Annotated in this window: 14 protein-coding genes and 1 pseudogene; 12 read left to right on the top strand and 3 right to left on the bottom strand. The window is 61.0% G+C overall.

All coding sequences use genetic code 11. From position 1 onward, the window contains the following. Positions 1-81: 81 nt before the first annotated feature. A complete protein-coding gene (locus tag ACOI8A_RS13875; RefSeq protein WP_420647403.1) occupies positions 82-738 on the bottom strand; it encodes an HAD family hydrolase in 657 nt (218 codons plus the stop codon). Between the two features lie 143 nt (positions 739-881). Between ACOI8A_RS13875 and ACOI8A_RS13880 the strand changes: the two genes are divergently transcribed. Both ACOI8A_RS13880 and ptsP read left to right on the top strand, forming a co-directional pair. Further along, positions 882-1,361 carry an RNA pyrophosphohydrolase gene (locus tag ACOI8A_RS13880; RefSeq protein ID WP_420651296.1) on the top strand — a complete coding sequence of 160 codons (480 nt, stop codon included), beginning with the start codon at positions 882-884 and terminating at the stop codon, positions 1,359-1,361. A gap of 22 nt (positions 1,362-1,383) precedes the next feature. Continuing rightward, positions 1,384-3,663, top strand: coding sequence for a phosphoenolpyruvate--protein phosphotransferase (gene ptsP, locus ACOI8A_RS13885; protein ID WP_420647402.1), 2,280 nt, complete (start codon positions 1,384-1,386; stop codon positions 3,661-3,663). A 124-nt stretch (positions 3,664-3,787) separates the two neighbouring features. Here ptsP and ACOI8A_RS13890 read toward each other — a convergent pair whose 3' ends face one another. Then, positions 3,788-4,534, bottom strand: a complete 747-nt coding sequence (locus tag ACOI8A_RS13890; protein ID WP_420647401.1) for an NRDE family protein — start codon at positions 4,532-4,534, stop codon at positions 3,788-3,790. Positions 4,535-4,663: 129 nt separating this feature from the next. On the opposite strand from ACOI8A_RS13890, the gene ACOI8A_RS13895 reads away from it, so the two are divergent. The 3 genes from ACOI8A_RS13895 to ACOI8A_RS13905 all read left to right on the top strand — a co-directional run bounded on the left by ACOI8A_RS13895 (position 4,664) and on the right by ACOI8A_RS13905 (position 7,363). Then, positions 4,664-5,446 (top strand): sulfite exporter TauE/SafE family protein, encoded by a 783-nt coding sequence (locus tag ACOI8A_RS13895; RefSeq protein WP_420647400.1) that lies wholly within the window; start codon positions 4,664-4,666, stop codon positions 5,444-5,446. 79 nt (positions 5,447-5,525) lie between these two features. After that, entirely contained in the window at positions 5,526-6,341 is an 816-nt protein-coding gene (gene lgt / locus ACOI8A_RS13900; RefSeq protein ID WP_420647399.1) for a prolipoprotein diacylglyceryl transferase, read from the top strand. A 50-nt stretch (positions 6,342-6,391) separates the two neighbouring features. Then, positions 6,392-7,363 carry a thymidylate synthase gene (locus ACOI8A_RS13905; protein WP_420647398.1) on the top strand — a complete coding sequence of 324 codons (972 nt, stop codon included), beginning with the start codon at positions 6,392-6,394 and terminating at the stop codon, positions 7,361-7,363. Between the two features lie 146 nt (positions 7,364-7,509). On the opposite strand, the gene cadR is transcribed toward ACOI8A_RS13905, so the two are convergent. Further along, positions 7,510-7,959, bottom strand: a complete 450-nt coding sequence (gene cadR / locus ACOI8A_RS13910) for a Cd(II)/Pb(II)-responsive transcriptional regulator (RefSeq protein WP_420647397.1) — start codon at positions 7,957-7,959, stop codon at positions 7,510-7,512. Positions 7,960-8,044: 85 nt separating this feature from the next. Between cadR and ACOI8A_RS13915 the strand changes: the two genes are divergently transcribed. The 7 genes and pseudogenes from ACOI8A_RS13915 to ACOI8A_RS13945 all read left to right on the top strand — a co-directional run. After that, entirely contained in the window at positions 8,045-10,300 is a 2,256-nt protein-coding gene (locus ACOI8A_RS13915; protein ID WP_420647396.1) for a heavy metal translocating P-type ATPase, read from the top strand. 16 nt (positions 10,301-10,316) lie between these two features. Further along, a complete protein-coding gene (locus ACOI8A_RS13920) occupies positions 10,317-11,180 on the top strand; it encodes a LysR family transcriptional regulator (RefSeq protein ID WP_420647395.1) in 864 nt (287 codons plus the stop codon). 187 nt (positions 11,181-11,367) lie between these two features. Beyond that, positions 11,368-12,444, top strand: a complete 1,077-nt coding sequence (locus ACOI8A_RS13925; RefSeq protein WP_420647394.1) for a putative 2-aminoethylphosphonate ABC transporter ATP-binding protein — start codon at positions 11,368-11,370, stop codon at positions 12,442-12,444. After that, on the top strand, positions 12,444-14,168 hold the full coding sequence (locus tag ACOI8A_RS13930; RefSeq protein WP_420647393.1) for a putative 2-aminoethylphosphonate ABC transporter permease subunit: 1,725 nt from the start codon (positions 12,444-12,446) through the stop codon (positions 14,166-14,168). The genes ACOI8A_RS13925 and ACOI8A_RS13930 overlap by 1 nt, the downstream gene beginning before the upstream one ends. Positions 14,169-14,218: 50 nt before the next feature. Then, positions 14,219-15,244, top strand: a complete 1,026-nt coding sequence (locus ACOI8A_RS13935) for a putative 2-aminoethylphosphonate ABC transporter substrate-binding protein (RefSeq protein WP_420647392.1) — start codon at positions 14,219-14,221, stop codon at positions 15,242-15,244. A 182-nt stretch (positions 15,245-15,426) separates the two neighbouring features. Further along, a complete protein-coding gene (locus tag ACOI8A_RS13940) occupies positions 15,427-16,590 on the top strand; it encodes a TIGR03364 family FAD-dependent oxidoreductase (RefSeq protein ID WP_420647391.1) in 1,164 nt (387 codons plus the stop codon). 17 nt (positions 16,591-16,607) lie between these two features. Beyond that, positions 16,608-16,715 (top strand): annotated as a pseudogene (locus ACOI8A_RS13945) (phosphohydrolase); the annotation flags it as partial. Positions 16,716-16,772: the final 57 nt, after the last annotated feature.

Here is a 16,772-nt window from a genome sequence, read left to right on the forward strand (position 1 = left end):
TACACAGGTTTGTGTCGAACCCGATATTGTGGGCTGACACAAACCCTGTAGGAGCTGCCGAAGGCTGCGATCTTTTGATCTTTAGCCGCGCAGGCTAATCACCGGCCAGCCACGCTTCTCGGCTTCAGCGCGCAAATTCGGATCAGCATCCACCGCCACCGGATTCGCCACTTGCTCCAGCAACGGCAAGTCATTCATCGAGTCGCTGTAGAAATAGCTGTCGTCCAGCGAATAACCGGTCTCTTCCAGCCAGCGATTCAGCCGCGTCACCTTGCCTTCACGGAAGCACGGCACGTCGGTGCTGCGCCCGGTGTAGCGGCCATCGACCATCTCGCACTCGGTAGCGATCAGGGTTTCGACGCCCAGACGCTCGGCAATCGGCGCGGTGACGAAGCGGTTGGTGGCGGTGATGATCACCAGTTTGTCGCCGGCGTCGCGGTGCTTTTGCAGCAGTGCAAGGGCCTTGGGCAGGATGATCGGCTCGATGCAGTCGCGCATGTAATCGCGGTGCCATTGATCGAGCACGGCCATGTCCGTGCGGCCAAGAATCTCCAGGCAGAAGTTCAGATAGGCAGCGTTATCCAGTTTGCCCGCCAGGTAATCCTGATAGAACTCGTCGTTGCGCGCCTTGTATGCGACCTTGTCGAGAAAGCCGCGCTCGCACAGGTAATCGCCCCAAGCGTGATCGCTGTCGCCGCCCAGAAGGGTGTTGTCCAAATCGAATAAAGCCAGGCGCATTGCAGTTACCCGCTGATAAGTCAGTAAAAAGGCGCCCAGAATACGGTCTTTTCACAAGAGTGCACATAAGGTAGGAAGCTTCATTGCTGCCTTCACAATCTTTGTGGAACAATGCGGCGACATGCGTTTGCGAGGTTGTTGCCGTGATCGACCCCGATGGTTTCCGTCCCAATGTCGGGATCATTCTGACGAATGACGCCGGCCAGGTGCTATGGGCTCGCCGTATCAATCAAGATGCCTGGCAGTTTCCGCAAGGGGGAATCAACCCTGAAGAGACGCCGGAAGACGCCTTGTATCGCGAGCTGAACGAAGAAGTTGGCCTTGAACGTGACGATGTTGAAATACTCGCCTGTACCCGGGGCTGGTTGCGCTATCGTTTGCCGCAACGTCTGGTGCGTACCCACAGCCAACCGCTGTGCATCGGCCAGAAACAGAAGTGGTTTCTCCTGCGCCTGATCTCCAACGAGCAGCGGGTGCGGATGGATTTGACCGGTAAACCGGAGTTCGATGGCTGGCGCTGGGTCAGCTATTGGTATCCGTTGGGCCAGGTGGTGACATTCAAGCGCGAGGTGTATCGCCGCGCTCTCAAAGAGCTTGCCCCGCGCCTTTTAACGCGCGACTGACGACGGAGTTCGACCCCGAGCCATGCTCAATACGCTGCGCAAGATCGTCCAGGAAGTTAACTCCGCCAAGGATCTCAAGGCGGCGTTGGGGATTATTGTGTTGCGCGTCAAAGAGGCCATGGGCAGCCAGGTCTGCTCGGTCTACCTGCTCGACCCCGAAACCAACCGCTTCGTGCTGATGGCCACCGAGGGCTTGAACAAGCGCTCGATCGGCAAGGTCAGCATGGCGCCCAACGAAGGTCTGGTTGGCCTGGTCGGCACGCGTGAAGAACCCCTGAACCTCGAAAACGCTGCGGATCACCCGCGCTATCGCTACTTTGCCGAAACCGGTGAAGAGCGCTACGCCTCGTTCCTTGGCGCACCGATCATTCACCACCGCCGCGTCGTCGGCGTGCTGGTCATCCAACAGAAAGAACGCCGCCAGTTCGATGAAGGTGAAGAAGCCTTCCTCGTGACCATGAGCGCGCAGCTCGCCGGTGTTATCGCCCACGCCGAGGCCACCGGTTCGATCCGCGGTCTGGGCCGGCAGGGCAAAGGCATTCAGGAAGCCAAGTTCGTCGGCGTACCGGGTTCGCCGGGTGCGGCAGTCGGTACTGCGGTAGTCATGCTGCCGCCGGCTGATCTCGATGTAGTGCCGGACAAAACCGTGCGCGACGTTGAGGCTGAACTCGGCCTGTTCAAGACCGCCATCGAAGGCGTACGCGCCGACATGCGCGCGTTGTCGGCCAAGCTTGCCACTCAGTTGCGCCCCGAAGAGCGCGCGCTGTTCGACGTCTACCTGATGATGCTCGCCGACGAGGCGCTGGGTAGCGAAGTCACTACTGTGATCAAGACCGGTCAGTGGGCTCAAGGCGCGCTGCGTCAGGTCGTGACCGATCACGTCAACCGTTTCGAACTGATGGACGACGCCTACCTGCGTGAGCGCGCCTCGGACGTCAAGGACCTCGGCCGACGCCTGCTGGCTTACCTGCAAGAAGAGCGTCAGCAGAATCTGGTCTACCCGGAAAAAACCATCCTGGTCAGCGAAGAACTGACGCCGGCGATGCTCGGCGAGGTGCCGGAAGGCACGCTGGTCGGTCTGGTTTCGGTACTCGGCTCGGGTAACTCGCACGTCGCGATCCTGGCGCGCGCCATGGGCATACCGACGGTAATGGGTGTGGTCGACTTGCCGTACGCCAAGGTCGATGGCATTCCGCTGATCGTCGATGGCACCAAGGGCGAGATCTACACCAACCCGAGCGAGGTGCTGATCAAGCAATTCGCCGAAGTGGTCGAAGAAGAGAAACAACTGGCGCTGGGTCTCGATACCCTGCGCGATCTGCCGTGCATTACCCTCGATGGGCACCGCATGCCGCTGTGGGTCAACACCGGCCTGCTGGCGGACGTGGCGCGTGCGCAGAAACGTGGCGCTGAGGGCGTGGGTCTGTATCGCACCGAAGTGCCGTTCATGATCAACCAGCGCTTCCCGAGCGAGAAGGAGCAACTGGCGATCTACCGCGAGCAGCTCGCCGCGTTCCATCCGCAACCGGTGACCATGCGTAGCCTCGACATCGGCGGTGACAAGTCGCTGTCGTACTTCCCGATCAAGGAAGACAACCCGTTCCTCGGCTGGCGCGGCATTCGCGTCACGCTCGACCACCCGGAAATCTTCCTGGTGCAGACCCGTGCAATGCTCAAGGCCAGCGAAGGCCTGAACAACCTGCGCATTCTGCTGCCGATGATCTCCGGCACCCACGAACTCGAAGAAGCGCTGCACCTGATCCACCGTGCGTGGGGCGAAGTGCGCGACGAAGGCACCGACGTGCCGATGCCACCGATTGGCGTGATGATCGAGATTCCGGCAGCGGTGTATCAGACCAAAGAACTGGCGCGGCAAGTGGATTTCCTGTCGGTCGGCTCCAACGACTTGACTCAATATCTGCTGGCGGTCGACCGCAACAATCCGCGCGTGGCGGATCTCTACGACTACCTGCACCCGGCGGTGCTGCAAGCCCTGCAAAACGTGGTGCGCGATGCACATGCCGAAGGCAAACCGGTGAGTATCTGCGGCGAAATGGCCGGTGATCCGGCGGCGGCAGTGCTGTTGATGGCGATGGGTTTTGACAGCCTGTCGATGAACGCCACCAACTTGCCGAAGGTGAAGTGGATGCTGCGTCAGGTCAATCTGGGCATGGCCAAGGAGCTGCTGGCGGAGTTGATGACGATTGATAATCCGCAGGTGATTCACAGCTCGCTGCAACTGGCGCTGAAGAATCTGGGGTTGGCGAAGATGGTTAGTCCGACTGCGGCCAAGGTCTCCTAAACGCTGCCGGCCTCATCGCTGGCAAGCCAGCTCCCACAGGTTTCTCGGGTATTCACCAACTCTGTGTTTACTGGAGATCATTGTGGGAGCTGGCTTGCCAGCGATGGCGTCAGTGAAATCACCACTAAATGATGATCTCCACCTCGCCCAAACGCCCACCAAACGGCCCAAAACTCCGCTCCACCATCCACCGCCCGCCATCCGCTCGCACCACCAGCGCAGTGCTCGCCCGCGTCCCATAACTCTGGCTGGCAATAAACACACTCGATAAAAGCGCCTCAGTCGCCAGCCCGACACCGGTATCCGGCAACTCGGCAAACGGCGCCGTCTGCGCATCGCCCAAAATCTCCAGCAAACGCTCCGGCTGCGGATCATCCAGCACCGCGCTCAACGCAGCCTTGGCCTTGAGCAGCTTGGGCCACGGCGTATCCAGCCCGGCGTTGGACAGTCCATAAACTCCCGGCTGCAACATCACCGGCTCAGAAGATCGCGCATTGAAATGCCACAGCTCATGGGTATTGCCCAGCAGCAGGTTGAACCCGGCGTAATCCGGCGAGCGGCCGACCACCTCAGCCAGATAATCCTCCAGCGACTGCTCCCCGGTGAGAAACCCGGCCACCAATTCCCCGCGCGATTTACGCGCCGGTGGCTGATGTGGATCACGAATATTAGTCAGCGCCGCAAAGCGCCCATTGGCGCCGATCCCCAGCCAGGTACCACCAGCCTCCAGATCACGCCCGGCATGCACGTGCGGCGACTCCGGCCATTGCGCCAGCGGCAGGCTCGGGCGGGCGTAGAATTCGTCACGGTTGGCCGCGACGATCAGCGGTTGGGCATGCCCCGGCCGCCAGGCAAAAACGATCAGGCACATAAGGTAGTCCTTGTGTGTTTTTTGCTCACTTTACGCAGACATCGCCCGTGCATCCATCGACAGTTCCTCGTCGGGCCATGCATCCGTTACCATGCCGCTCCGGTTTAGGGATGCGTCTGGGAGACGGTCATGGAATTTCTGCTCTATCTGGCGCTGGGCGCCTGTGCTGGCGTGTTGGCCGGGTTGTTCGGGGTGGGTGGCGGGATCATCATCGTCCCGGTGCTGGTGTTCAGTTTCACCTTGCAGGGTTTCGATCAGTCGATCCTGACGCATCTGGCGGTCGGCACTTCGCTGGCGACGATTATCTTCACCTCGGTCAACGCCGTGCGTGAGCATCATCGACGAGGCGCGGTACGCTGGCCGATATTCGTGTGGATGGCGGTGGGGATTCTGGTCGGCGCCGGTTTTGGTGCGCTGACGGCTGAGGCGATTTCCGGGCCGAACCTGCAAAAGATCATCGGTGTGTTTGCGTTGGTGATTGCTGTGCAGTTGGCGCTGGACTTCAAACCCAAGGCCAGCCGAACCGTGCCGGGCAAGCTCGGTCTGGCGGCTGCAGGTAGCGTGATTGGCTGGGCCTCGGCGATTTTCGGAATTGGCGGCGGGTCGCTGACCGTACCGTTCCTGACCTGGCGCAGTGTGCCGATGCAGCAGGCAGTGGCGACCTCGTCGGCCTGTGGCTTGCCGATCGCGCTGGCCAGTGCTTTAAGTTTCATGATTCTGGGCTGGCACGATCCGTTGCTGCCGGCCCATAGTCTCGGTTTTATCTACTTGCCGGCGCTGCTGGGGATTGCCCTGACCAGCATGGTGTTCGCCCGCATCGGCGCAAAGCTGGCGCACAAGCTGTCGGCCAGGTTGCTGAAACGGCTGTTCGCCGCTTTGCTGTTCTGCGTCGGTCTGAGCTTTTTGCTTTAGCCGCGTCGCAATACTGACTTAATCCTGAGGTGACAGCGTCGCTCGGGAATTCCGGTTTCAACTCTAACGAGGAGTCGCAATGCTGCCTTACCCGCAGATCGACCCGGTGGCCCTGGCCATCGGTCCGCTGAAAATCCACTGGTACGGCCTGATGTACCTCGTCGGTATCGGCGGCGCATGGCTGCTGGCGTCGCGCCGGCTCAACCGTTTCGACCCGACCTGGTCCAAGGAGAAGCTCTCCGATCTGATCTTCTGGCTGTCGATGGGCGTGATTGTCGGCGGACGTCTGGGCTATGTGCTGTTCTACGATCTGAGCGCCTACCTTGCCAACCCGACGCTGATTTTCGAAGTGTGGAAGGGCGGCATGTCGTTCCACGGCGGATTTATCGGTGTAATGCTCGCAGCCTTGTGGTTCGGCAAGCGTAACGGCAAGTCCTTCTTCCAGTTGATGGACTTCGTCGCCCCAATGGTGCCGATCGGTCTGGGTGCCGGGCGCATCGGCAACTTCATAAACGCCGAGTTGTGGGGCAAGGCGACCGACGTGCCGTGGGCCATGGTGTTCCCGCCGTTCAGCGATCCGGCACAGCTGCCGCGTCACCCGTCGCAGCTGTATCAGTTCGCGCTCGAAGGCGTGGCGCTGTTCCTGATCCTGTGGATTTTCTCGCGCAAGCCGCGTCCGACCATGGCCGTTTCCGGCATGTTCGCGCTGTTCTACGGGATCTTCCGTTTCATCGTCGAATTCGTCCGCGTACCCGACGCGCAACTCGGCTATCTGGCCTGGAACTGGCTGACCATGGGTCAGGTACTCTGCGTACCGATGATCCTCGGCGGGCTGTTCCTGATCTGGCTGGCCTACCGCCGCGCCCCGGCGACCCCGGTTGCACCGACAGCTTAAATATTCGAACCCCGGCACGCGATGCCGGGGCTCAAGGACACAGGTAACTCATGAAGCAATATCTCGATCTGGTGTCGCACGTCATCAACAACGGCACCAAACAGGCCAACCGTACCGGCGTGAACACCATCAGCTTTCCGGGCGCCATGCTGCGCTTTGATCTGCAGGAAGGTTTCCCGGCGATCACCACGCGCAAAATGGCCTTCAAGTCGGCCATCGGCGAGATGTGCGGTTTTCTGCGAGGCGTGAACAACGCTGCCGAATTCCGTGCGCTGGGCTGCAAGGTCTGGGATCAGAACGCCAATGAAAACGCGCAGTGGCTGGCCAACCCGTTCCGTCAGGGCGATGACGACCTCGGCGAAATCTACGGCGTGCAATGGCGCAAATGGCCGGCGTACAAGCAGATCCCGCTGAGCAACACTGCCGCCATCGAGCAAACCTTGAGCAACGGCTACAAACAGATCGCTCAGGGCGAAGAAGACGGACAGGCCTACGTGGTGCTGTACAAAGCCATCGATCAGGTGCGTCAGTGCGTCGACACGATCATCAATGATCCAGGCAGTCGCCGTATTCTGTTCCACGGCTGGAACTGCGCCCAGCTCGATGAAATGGCCTTGCCGCCGTGCCATTTGCTGTATCAATTCCACCCGAATGTCGAGACCAAAGAGATTTCTCTGACCCTCTACATCCGTTCCAACGATCTGGGCCTGGGCACGCCGTTCAACCTCACCGAGGGTGCCGCGCTGCTGAGTCTGATCGGTCGCCTGACCGGTTACACGCCGCGCTGGTTCACCTATTTCATCGGTGATGCGCACGTCTACGAAAACCACCTGGACATGCTCAACGAACAGCTCAAGCGCGAGCCGTTCGCCATGCCCAAGCTGAAGATTTCGGATCGGGTGCCGGAGTTTGCCAAGACTGGCGTGTATCAGCCGGAATGGCTGGAGCTGGTCGAGCCGAGCGATTTTTCGCTGGAAGGCTACGAGCACCATGCCCCAATGACCGCGCCGATGGCGGTCTGACGAGCAATACGCAATACCCCTGTAGGAGCTGCCGAAGGCTCGGGCCGCGATCGGACGATCTTTTGATCTTATAAACGGCAAGATCAAAAGATCGTCCGATCGCGGCCCGAGCCTTCGACAGCTCCTACATTGGGTTTGTGGTGTCCTTAGTGACCGTGACTGCGGCCTACATGGGAGTGCTCAACTTCCGTCGCCACAACCCCGCCACTCACTTCCAGTCGCTGCAATATCCCGCACTGATCCGCCCCCGGCCCTTCGCCACAGCGTTGGCGCAGGTCAAACAGTTGTGTCTGCAAGGCCAATAACCCATCGATCCGCGCCTTGACGTGCTGGATGTGCTCGTCGATCAGCGCATTGACGCTTTCGCACTGATCCTGCGGGCTGTCGCGCAAGGCGAGCAGGCTGCGGATTTCTTCGAGGGTCATGTCAAGGGTGCGGCAGTTGCGGATGAAGGTCAGGCGTTCGGCGTGGGCCTGGGTGTAGACGCGGTAGTTGCCGTCGCTGCGGGCCGGCTCCGGCAGCAGGTTTTCGCGCTCGTAGTAGCGGATGGTTTCCACGGCGCAATCGGTCAGTTTCGCGAGCTCTCCGATCTTCATGACGGCGTTCTCCAAAAAGGGTGCTTGACCCTATAGTGGCTACAGGGTCTTTACTTGGCAACAGGCACCTTCATGGACGCGACCAATGAGCGATTCCCAGCACACTCACAAGCCCGGCGACGGGCACGATCACAGTCATAAATTGCAGCCTGTGCATCAGCACTCCCACGGCGGTGATTCTTGCTGCGCGTCGAAAGCCGCCGCGCCATCGCTGGTGCAACTGAGCGATGCGCCGAGCGCCGACGCGCGTTTGAGCAGTTTTCGCATCGAGGCGATGGACTGCCCGACCGAGCAGACGCTGATCCAGAACAAGCTCGGCAAACTCACCGGGATTCAGACGCTGGAATTCAATCTGATCAACCGCGTGCTCGGCGTGACCCACACGCTGGCGGACATCACGCCGATCATCGACGCGATCAAATCCATCGGCATGCACGCCGAGCCGCTGGAGGCGGGTGTCGAAACTCCGGCGCCTGCTCCGGTGAAAAAGCACTGGTGGCCATTGGCGCTGTCCGGCGTTGGTGCGTTGGCAGCGGAAGTTATCCACTTCACCAGCGCCGCGCCGAACTGGGTGGTGGCGATCATCGCGCTGGTGTCGATCCTCAGCGGTGGCCTGACTACTTACAAGAAGGGCTGGATCGCCCTGAAGAACTTCAACCTCAACATCAATGCGCTGATGAGCATCGCGGTGACTGGCGCGATTCTGATCGGGCAGTGGCCGGAAGCCGCGATGGTGATGTTCCTGTTCACCGTCGCCGAGTTGATCGAAGCGCGCTCGCTGGACCGTGCGCGCAACGCGATCAGCGGCCTGATGCAGATGACGCCCGAGCAGGCGACCGTATTGCAGGCTGACGGCACCTGGCGCGAACTGGAGGTGAAAAGCATCGATCTCGGCGCTCGCGTGCGAGTCAAACCGGGCGAGCGCATTGCGCTGGACGGTGAAGTGCTCAGCGGTAACTCGACCATCGATCAGGCGCCGATCACTGGCGAAAGTTTGCCGGTGGAAAAAACCGTCGGTGACAAAGTGTTCGCCGGCACCATCAACCAGGCGGGTTCGCTGGAATACGCGGTCACCGCTGCGGCCAACAACTCGACCCTGGCGCGGATCATCCACGCCGTCGAACAGGCGCAAGGTGCGCGGGCGCCGACCCAGCGTTTCGTCGATCAATTCTCGAAAATCTACACCCCGGTGGTGTTCCTGTTCGCCATCGCGGTGGCGGTGATTCCGCCGCTGTTCATGGGCGCGGTGTGGTTCGACTGGATTTACCGGGCGCTGGTATTACTGGTGGTCGCGTGCCCGTGTGCGCTGGTGATTTCCACCCCGGTGACCATCGTCAGCGGCCTCGCGGCAGCGGCGCGCAAAGGCATTCTGGTCAAGGGCGGCGTGTATCTGGAGGGCGGTTTCAAGCTCGACTATCTGGCGCTGGACAAGACCGGGACGATTACTCACGGCAAACCGGTGCAGACCGATTTCCTGTCCCTCGACCCGACTGCCGACGCCACAGCCCCGGCCATCGCCGCTGCATTGGCCGGGCGTTCCGATCACCCGGTCTCGCTGGCCATCGCCAAAGCCGCTGTGGATAAAAACTTCGTGCCGTTGATTGTGGATAACTTCGAAGCATTGGGCGGGCGCGGGGTAAAAGGCGAAATCAACGGTCAGACCTACCACTTGGGCAATCACCGTCTGGTGGAAGAACTGGGCCTGTGCTCGCCGGCGCTGGAGGAAAAACTCTTTGCGCTGGAGAAACAGGGCAAATCCGTGGTTTTGCTGCTCGACAGTTCCGGCCCGCTGGCGCTGTTCGCTGTGGCCGACACGGTCAAGGAAACCAGCCGCGAGGCGATCCGGCAGCTCCACGCACTGGGGGTGAAAACCCTGATGCTGACTGGCGACAACGTGCACACCGCGCAGGCGATTGCTCAGCAGGTCGGCATCGATCAGGCGCGGGGCGACTTGCTGCCGACCGACAAACTGCAAGCCATCGAAGACCTCTACAAGCAGGGCCATCGGGTCGGCATGGTCGGCGACGGCATCAACGATGCGCCGGCACTGGCCCGGGCCGAGATTGGTTTTGCGATGGCCGCAGCGGGAACCGACACGGCAATTGAAACCGCCGATGTCGCCCTGATGGACGATGATCTGCGCAAGATCCCGGCATTCATCAGCCTGTCGCGCAACACCGCCAGCATCCTGAAACAGAACATCGCACTGGCGCTGGTGATCAAGGCTATCTTTCTTGCGGTAACCTTCGCCGGACTCGCCACCATGTGGATGGCGGTGTTCGCCGACATGGGCGTTAGCTTGTTGGTGGTGTTCAACGGTTTGCGCCTGCTGCGCAAATAACTGAAGAGGAACGGTTGTGCTGAGTGCCGAGCTGAAGGCGTTTTACATGGTGGCCCGTCTGGGCAGCATCACGCTGGCAGCGAAGAAACTCGGCCTCAGCCAACCGACCGTGACCACGCAGATTCGCAATCTGGAAAGTCAGTATTCGGTCGAGCTGTTCTACCGTGGCGGCCGGCGTCTGAGTGTCAGCGATGAAGGCGCGCGGTTGCTGCCGATGGTCAAGGCGTTGTTGCAGCAGGAGGCTGACATCGAGTTTTTCCTGCGTAACAGCGGCCAGGTGCAAGGCACATTGCGCATCGCCGCCACCGCGCCGTATTACATCCTCGATCTGGTGAAAACCTTCCGCGAGCGCCTGCCGCAAGTAGAAGTCTCGGTAGAAATCGGCAACTCGCAGCAAGTGCTCGAAGCGCTGGAGGATTACCGGGTGGATGTGGCGGCGTCGTCGCAGTTGCTTGAAGATTCTCGTTTGATTCGTCGGGTACTCGGGACTGATCCACTGGTGCTGGCGGTACACCGCAATCATCCGCTGGCGGTGCATGACCATGTGCCGTTGAGTGCCTTGGCCGGGCATACCTTGTTGATGCGCGAGTGCGGCTCGACCACTCGGCGCCTGACCGAAGAGTTGCTGGCCGGCGCCGGGGTGAATTTCGGGCCGTTGCTGGAGATTGGCAGTCGTGAATCGATTCGTGAGGCGGTGCTGCGCAATATCGGCATCAGCATCATTGCCCGTCAGGAAGTGCCGCACGATCCGCAGTTGCGCGTGTTGACGCTGGAGAACGCGCCGCAGATTCCCGAGTACCTTTATTGCCTCAAGGAAAGGAAAGGTGCCCGGCTGCCGGCGGCGTTTCTCGGCCTGGCACAGGAAATGTCCCCGGCCTGAAATTTACTTTTCCTGTGCTGGCCTCATCGCTGGCAAGCCAGCGATGAGGCCAGACCAGGCAACACGTGCCTTGAATCTTGTGAACCAAAATCCCTGAATACCACTATCAGCCGTTTTTGCCTCGCTGCCACATGACGGACGCATTACAACTCTAGGATGACCTTCATCTGCTCGATGAGGTCTGTCCATGAACCCTGCAATCGCAACTGCCCTGACCAACCCCGGTGCGCCGATGAAGGTGCGCAATGTGCAAAAGCGCTTCGGCGCATTCACCGCACTGGATAACGTCTCGCTCGACGTGGCGGCCGGTGAGCTGGTGTGTCTGCTCGGCCCCTCGGGTTGCGGCAAAACCACATTGTTGCGCTGTATCGCCGGTCTGGAAAAACAGGACAGCGGCGAGTTGTACCTCGGCGAACGCGACGTTTCCCACCTCGCCCCGCAGGCCCGGGACTACGGCATTCTGTTTCAGTCCTACGCGCTGTTCCCCAATCTGACTGTTGAAGCGAACATTGCCTACGGCCTCGCCGGCAGCGGTCGCGACGAAGTGCGCCATCGCGTCGGTCAGATGCTGGAGCTGGTGGGTCTGATCGGCAGTGAGAAAAAGTACCCGGGCCAATTGTCCGGCGGCCAGCAACAACGGGTCGCACTGGCCCGCGCCTTGGCCCCGGCCCCTTCGCTGCTGTTGCTCGACGAGCCGATGTCGGCCCTCGATGCCCGGGTACGCGAACATCTGTGTACCGAGCTGCGCCAACTGCAACGCAACCTCGGCATCACCACCCTGATGGTCACGCACAATCAGGATGAAGCGATGTTGATGGCCGACCGGATTGCGGTGATGAACAACGGCCGCGTCGAGCAGTACGCCACTCCGCAGGAAATCTACAACCGCCCGGCCACGCCGTTCGTCGCGGAGTTCGTTGGCCAGGGCAACTGGCTGCCATTCCAGCGCAGCAGCGACAGCCACGCTCAGGTCGGCGGGATGAACATGCGTCTGGCCGACGGTAGTGTCAGTGGCGCCTCGGGCCGCTTGTTCTGCCGCCCGGAAGCGATCAACGTTAATCCGCTGGTGCACGAGGAAAACCTGTTCCCGGCCAAGGTGCGCGAGATCACTTTCCTCGGCAACCGCTGCCGCATGAGCTTCGAGCTCGATCAATTGCCCGGCCATGCACTGCTCGCCGAACTGGCGCCGGAAGCAATGCCGCGCCTCGGCGCGCAGCAAATCATGGTCGCTTTGCCGCCGCGCAGCTTGCAGGTGTTTGCCTGATGAACCGCAATATCGCGCTGCCGTTACCGCACAAGCAGGTACGGCAGGTGTCCCGCGCCGAGATCGGCGACCGCATCTTTGTGGTCGGCGGCAAACTTCTGCTGCTGGTACTGCTCGGTGTTGCAGTGCTGATGCCGTTGCTGGCGATCTTCTGGCGCGGCTTTAGCAGCGAGGCCGGGCAGGGCGGTGGCTGGCTCGCCGCCAAGGAATTGGTGAACAGTGAAAACTTCCACTGGTTGCTCGGCAACAGCCTGAAAGTTTCCCTCAGCGTCGCGGCCATTGTCGTACCGCTGGCCTACCTGTTTGCCTACGCACTGCAACGCACGCTGATTCCGGCCAAGGGCATCTGGCGCGGGATTTCGCTGCTGCCGTTGATGGCGCCGTCGATGCTGCCGGGGATTGCACTGGTCTATCTGTTCGGTAACCAGGGCATGTTGCGCGGACTGCTGTCGGACAACATCTACGGCTTCTGGGGAATTGTGCTGGGCGAGGTGATCTACACCTTTCCGCATGCGCTGATGATTTTGCTCTCAGCCTTGTCGCTGGCGGATGCGCGCTTGTTTGATGCGGCGTCGAGCATGGGCGCCAGCCCGGCCAAGGCTTTTCGCAGCATCACCTGGCCGGCGACTCGCCAAGCCGTGTTCGCCGCGTTCTGTCTGGTGTTCACCCTGACCATCACCGATTTCGGCGTACCGGTGGTGGTCGGCGGCGACTATCAAGTGCTGGCGCTGGAAGCTTATAAAGCCGTGGTCGGCCAGCAACAGTTCGGGCGCGGCGCGTTGATCGGCATGGTGTTGCTGCTGCCGGCACTGTTCAGCTTCGGAGTGGACGCCTGGCTGCGTCGGCGTCACGGCGACTCCATGAGCGGCCGCGCCCAGGTGTTCAAACCGGCGCCGTCGAAGCTGCGCGACAGCTGCTATCTGGCGATCGTCCTGCTGATCAGCGCCGCGTTGTTGCTGGTGTTCGGCATGGCGGTGTTCTCGTCGCTGGTGAAGTTCTGGCCGTACAACCTGTCGCTGTCGCTCAACCATTACCAGTTCAACGAAACCGCCGGCGGTGGTTGGCTCGCCTACAGCAACAGCCTGAGAATGGCGTTGGGCACGGCGTTGATCGGCAGCGTGCTGATCTTCACCGGCGCCTACCTGATGGAAAAAACCCGCAGCCAGCGCGGACTGAATCTGACCTTGCGCATGCTCAGTTTCATTCCGATGGCGGTGCCGGGTCTGGTGCTTGGCCTGGGTTACGTCTTCTTCTTCAACCTGACCGGCAACCCGCTGCATGTGCTGTACGGGACGATGACGCTGCTGATCGTCTGCACCATTGCTCACTATTTGACCACTGCGCAGATGACCGCGACCACTGCGCTGCGCCAGCTCGACGCCGAGTTCGAAGCCGCCGCGCTGTCACTCAAGGCGCCGCTGTATCGGCATTACCTGAAAGTTACCGTGCCGATCTGCCTGCCGGCGCTGCTGGACATCGTGCGCTACCTGTTCGTCTCGGCGATGACCACCGTGTCGGCAGCGATCTTCCTCTACAGCCCCGACACCATCCTCGCAGCGGTCGCGGTGCTGAACATGGATGACGCCGGCAACGTCGGCGGCGCGGCGGCGATGTCGACGTTGATTCTGTTCACCTCGGCGGGCGTGTCCTTGCTGCTGGCGTGGGCTTCGCGCGGCTTGTTGCGCCGCTCCCAGGCCTGGCGGCAGAACGCGCCCGGTCACTGATTTTCCGTAACCCTCAACTCACCTCTTTAATCCGAGAAAGGAAACCGATCATGTTCAAGCCTATGGCCCTGGCCGCTGCTGTGCTCGCAACTTTCAGCCTGAACGCCTTCGCGGCGAAAACCGAGTTGACGGTGTACACCGCCCTCGAAGCCGAGCAGTTGAAGACTTACAAAGAAGCCTTCGAAAAGGCCAACCCGGAGGTCGAGATCAAGTGGGTGCGTGATTCCACCGGGATCATCACCGCCAAACTGCTCGCCGAAAAAGATCGCCCGCAGGCAGATGCGGTCTGGGGTCTGGCGGCGTCGAGTCTGGCGATTCTCGATCAGCAAGGCATGCTGCAAAGCTACGCGCCGAAGGATCTGGGCAAGATCGGCGCGAACTACCGCGACGCCGCCAACCCGCCTGCCTGGGTTGGCATGGACGTGTGGGCCGCAACCATTTGCTTCAACACCGTCGAGGCCGAGAAGCAGGGCCTGACCAAACCGGTGAGCTGGCAGGATCTGACCAAGCCTGAGTACAAGGGCAAGATCGTCATGCCCAATCCGGCGTCGTCCGGCACCGGTTTCCTCGACGTCAGCGCCTGGCTGCAAACCTTCGGCGAGAAGCAGGGCTGGGCTTACATGGATGGCCTGCACCAGAACATCGGCCAGTACGTTCACTCCGGCTCCAAGCCTTGCAAACTGGCGGCGGCGGGGGAGTTTCCCATCGGTATTTCCTTTGAATACCCAGCCGTTCAGCTGAAACGCCAAGGCGCGCCGCTGGACATCATCCTGCCGAAGGAAGGCTTGGGCTGGGAGATCGAAGCGACTGCCGTGATCAAAGGCACGCCGCATGCAGACGCCGCGAAGAAACTGGCTGACTTCTCTGCCAGCGCTGAAGCGATGGATTTGTATAAAGAGAACTTCGCCGTTCTGGCGCAGCCGGGTATCGCCAAGCCGCAGACCGAATTGCCGGCGGATTATGAGCAGCGCCTGATCAAGAACGACTTCGCCTGGGCCTCGAAGAATCGCGACGAGATCCTCACCGAATGGCGCAAGCGCTATGACGGCAAGTCCGAGAAAGTCGTCGCCAAGTAAGATCTTTTTCGACTGTCAGGGCCTCATCGCTGGCAAGCCAGCTCCTACAGGTTTCAAGGTGTCCCCGCAGTCGGTGTTCACCACAAAATCTGGGGGAGCAGGCAAGCCAGCTCCCATATTGACCGGTGCGGAACATACATTTTGTGGACACCGCTGAACCTGTGGGAGCTGGCTTGCCAGCGATGACGGTCTCTCATTCAGAGCACCTCCAGATGACCCAACACAAAGACCTGCTCATCGTCGGCGCCGGAATCCTCGGCCTGTCCCACGCCTACGCCGCCGCCAAACGCGGCCTCAAGGTCGCGGTTTTCGAGCGCACCGCCACTCCCCTCGGCGCCTCGGTGCGCAATTTCGGCCAGGCGCTGGTCACCGGCCAGCCACCCGGGCCGATGCTCGAACTGGCCAAGGCCAGCCGCAAGATCTGGGGCGATTGGGCGCAGCTTGCCGGCCTGCAACTCAAGCGCAACGGCTCGTACCTGTTCGCCCGCACCGAAGCCGAAGAACACTTGCTGGAAGCCTTTTGCGCCGGTCGCGCCGTGGAGCACGACTACCGCGTCGACCTGCTGCGCGGTTCCGCATTGCGCGATCTGTATCGCGGCCAGTTCAGCCATCACCGCGCTGCATTGCACGGCTTGGAAGATCAACAGGTGTATTCGCGCGAAGCGATTCCGGCGCTGATCGAGTATCTGCGTCGCGAACTCAACGTCGAATTTCATTTCTCGACACTGGTGCGTGACGTCGAACCGGGCCGTCTGCACAGCACTGCTGGCGTGTTCATGGCCGAACACATCATCGTCTGCTCCGGCCACGATTATCAGACCCTGCTCGCCGAACCCATCGCCGCGCTCGACCCGCAAATCTGCCGTCTGCAAATGCTCCGCGCCCGGCCGCAGGTCAATCTCAACCTGCAACACGCCTTGCTCACCGGCCTCAGCTGCGTGCACTACGGCGCCTTCGCCGATCTGCCGGAAGCGACGGCGGTGCAGGCGCAGATCCTGCGCGAAGAGCCGCACTTGCAGGAACACGGCATTCACCTGCTGATCAGCCCGACGCCCTACGGCGAACTGATCATCGGCGACTCGCACCATTACGGCAGCGATGCATCGCCGTTCAACGCCGAGCAAGTCGACAACTGGATGCTCGAACTGGCCGAACAGACCCTCGGCTGCAAAGTGCAAGTGCTCGAGCGCTGGCAGGGGGTGTATGGATCGCGCGGGCCGGGGCCGTTTTCGTTCCTGCGTCCGGCACCGGGACTGAGCGTGGCGCTGATGCACACCGGAGTCGGCATGAGCGTCGGCCCGGCCATGGCTGAGCGCAATATCGCGCAGGTGTTGGGGGAGATTTGATGACGCGTCACGAGCAAGTCAGTTTGCGTATGCGTCAGTGGGATGAAATGGCCAAAGAAATGGCGGTGCCAGTGATCGACCTTGCGGTTTTGAAGGATAAAGCGGCGCGCCTTTTGGCTGTATAAGCTTCACACCGAGTCGCTGCCATCGCTGGCAAGCCAGCTCCCACAGGAATTTTGGTG

It is taken from the genome of Pseudomonas sp. P4795 (assembly GCF_048822895.1).
GTDB lineage: Bacteria > Pseudomonadota > Gammaproteobacteria > Pseudomonadales > Pseudomonadaceae > Aquipseudomonas.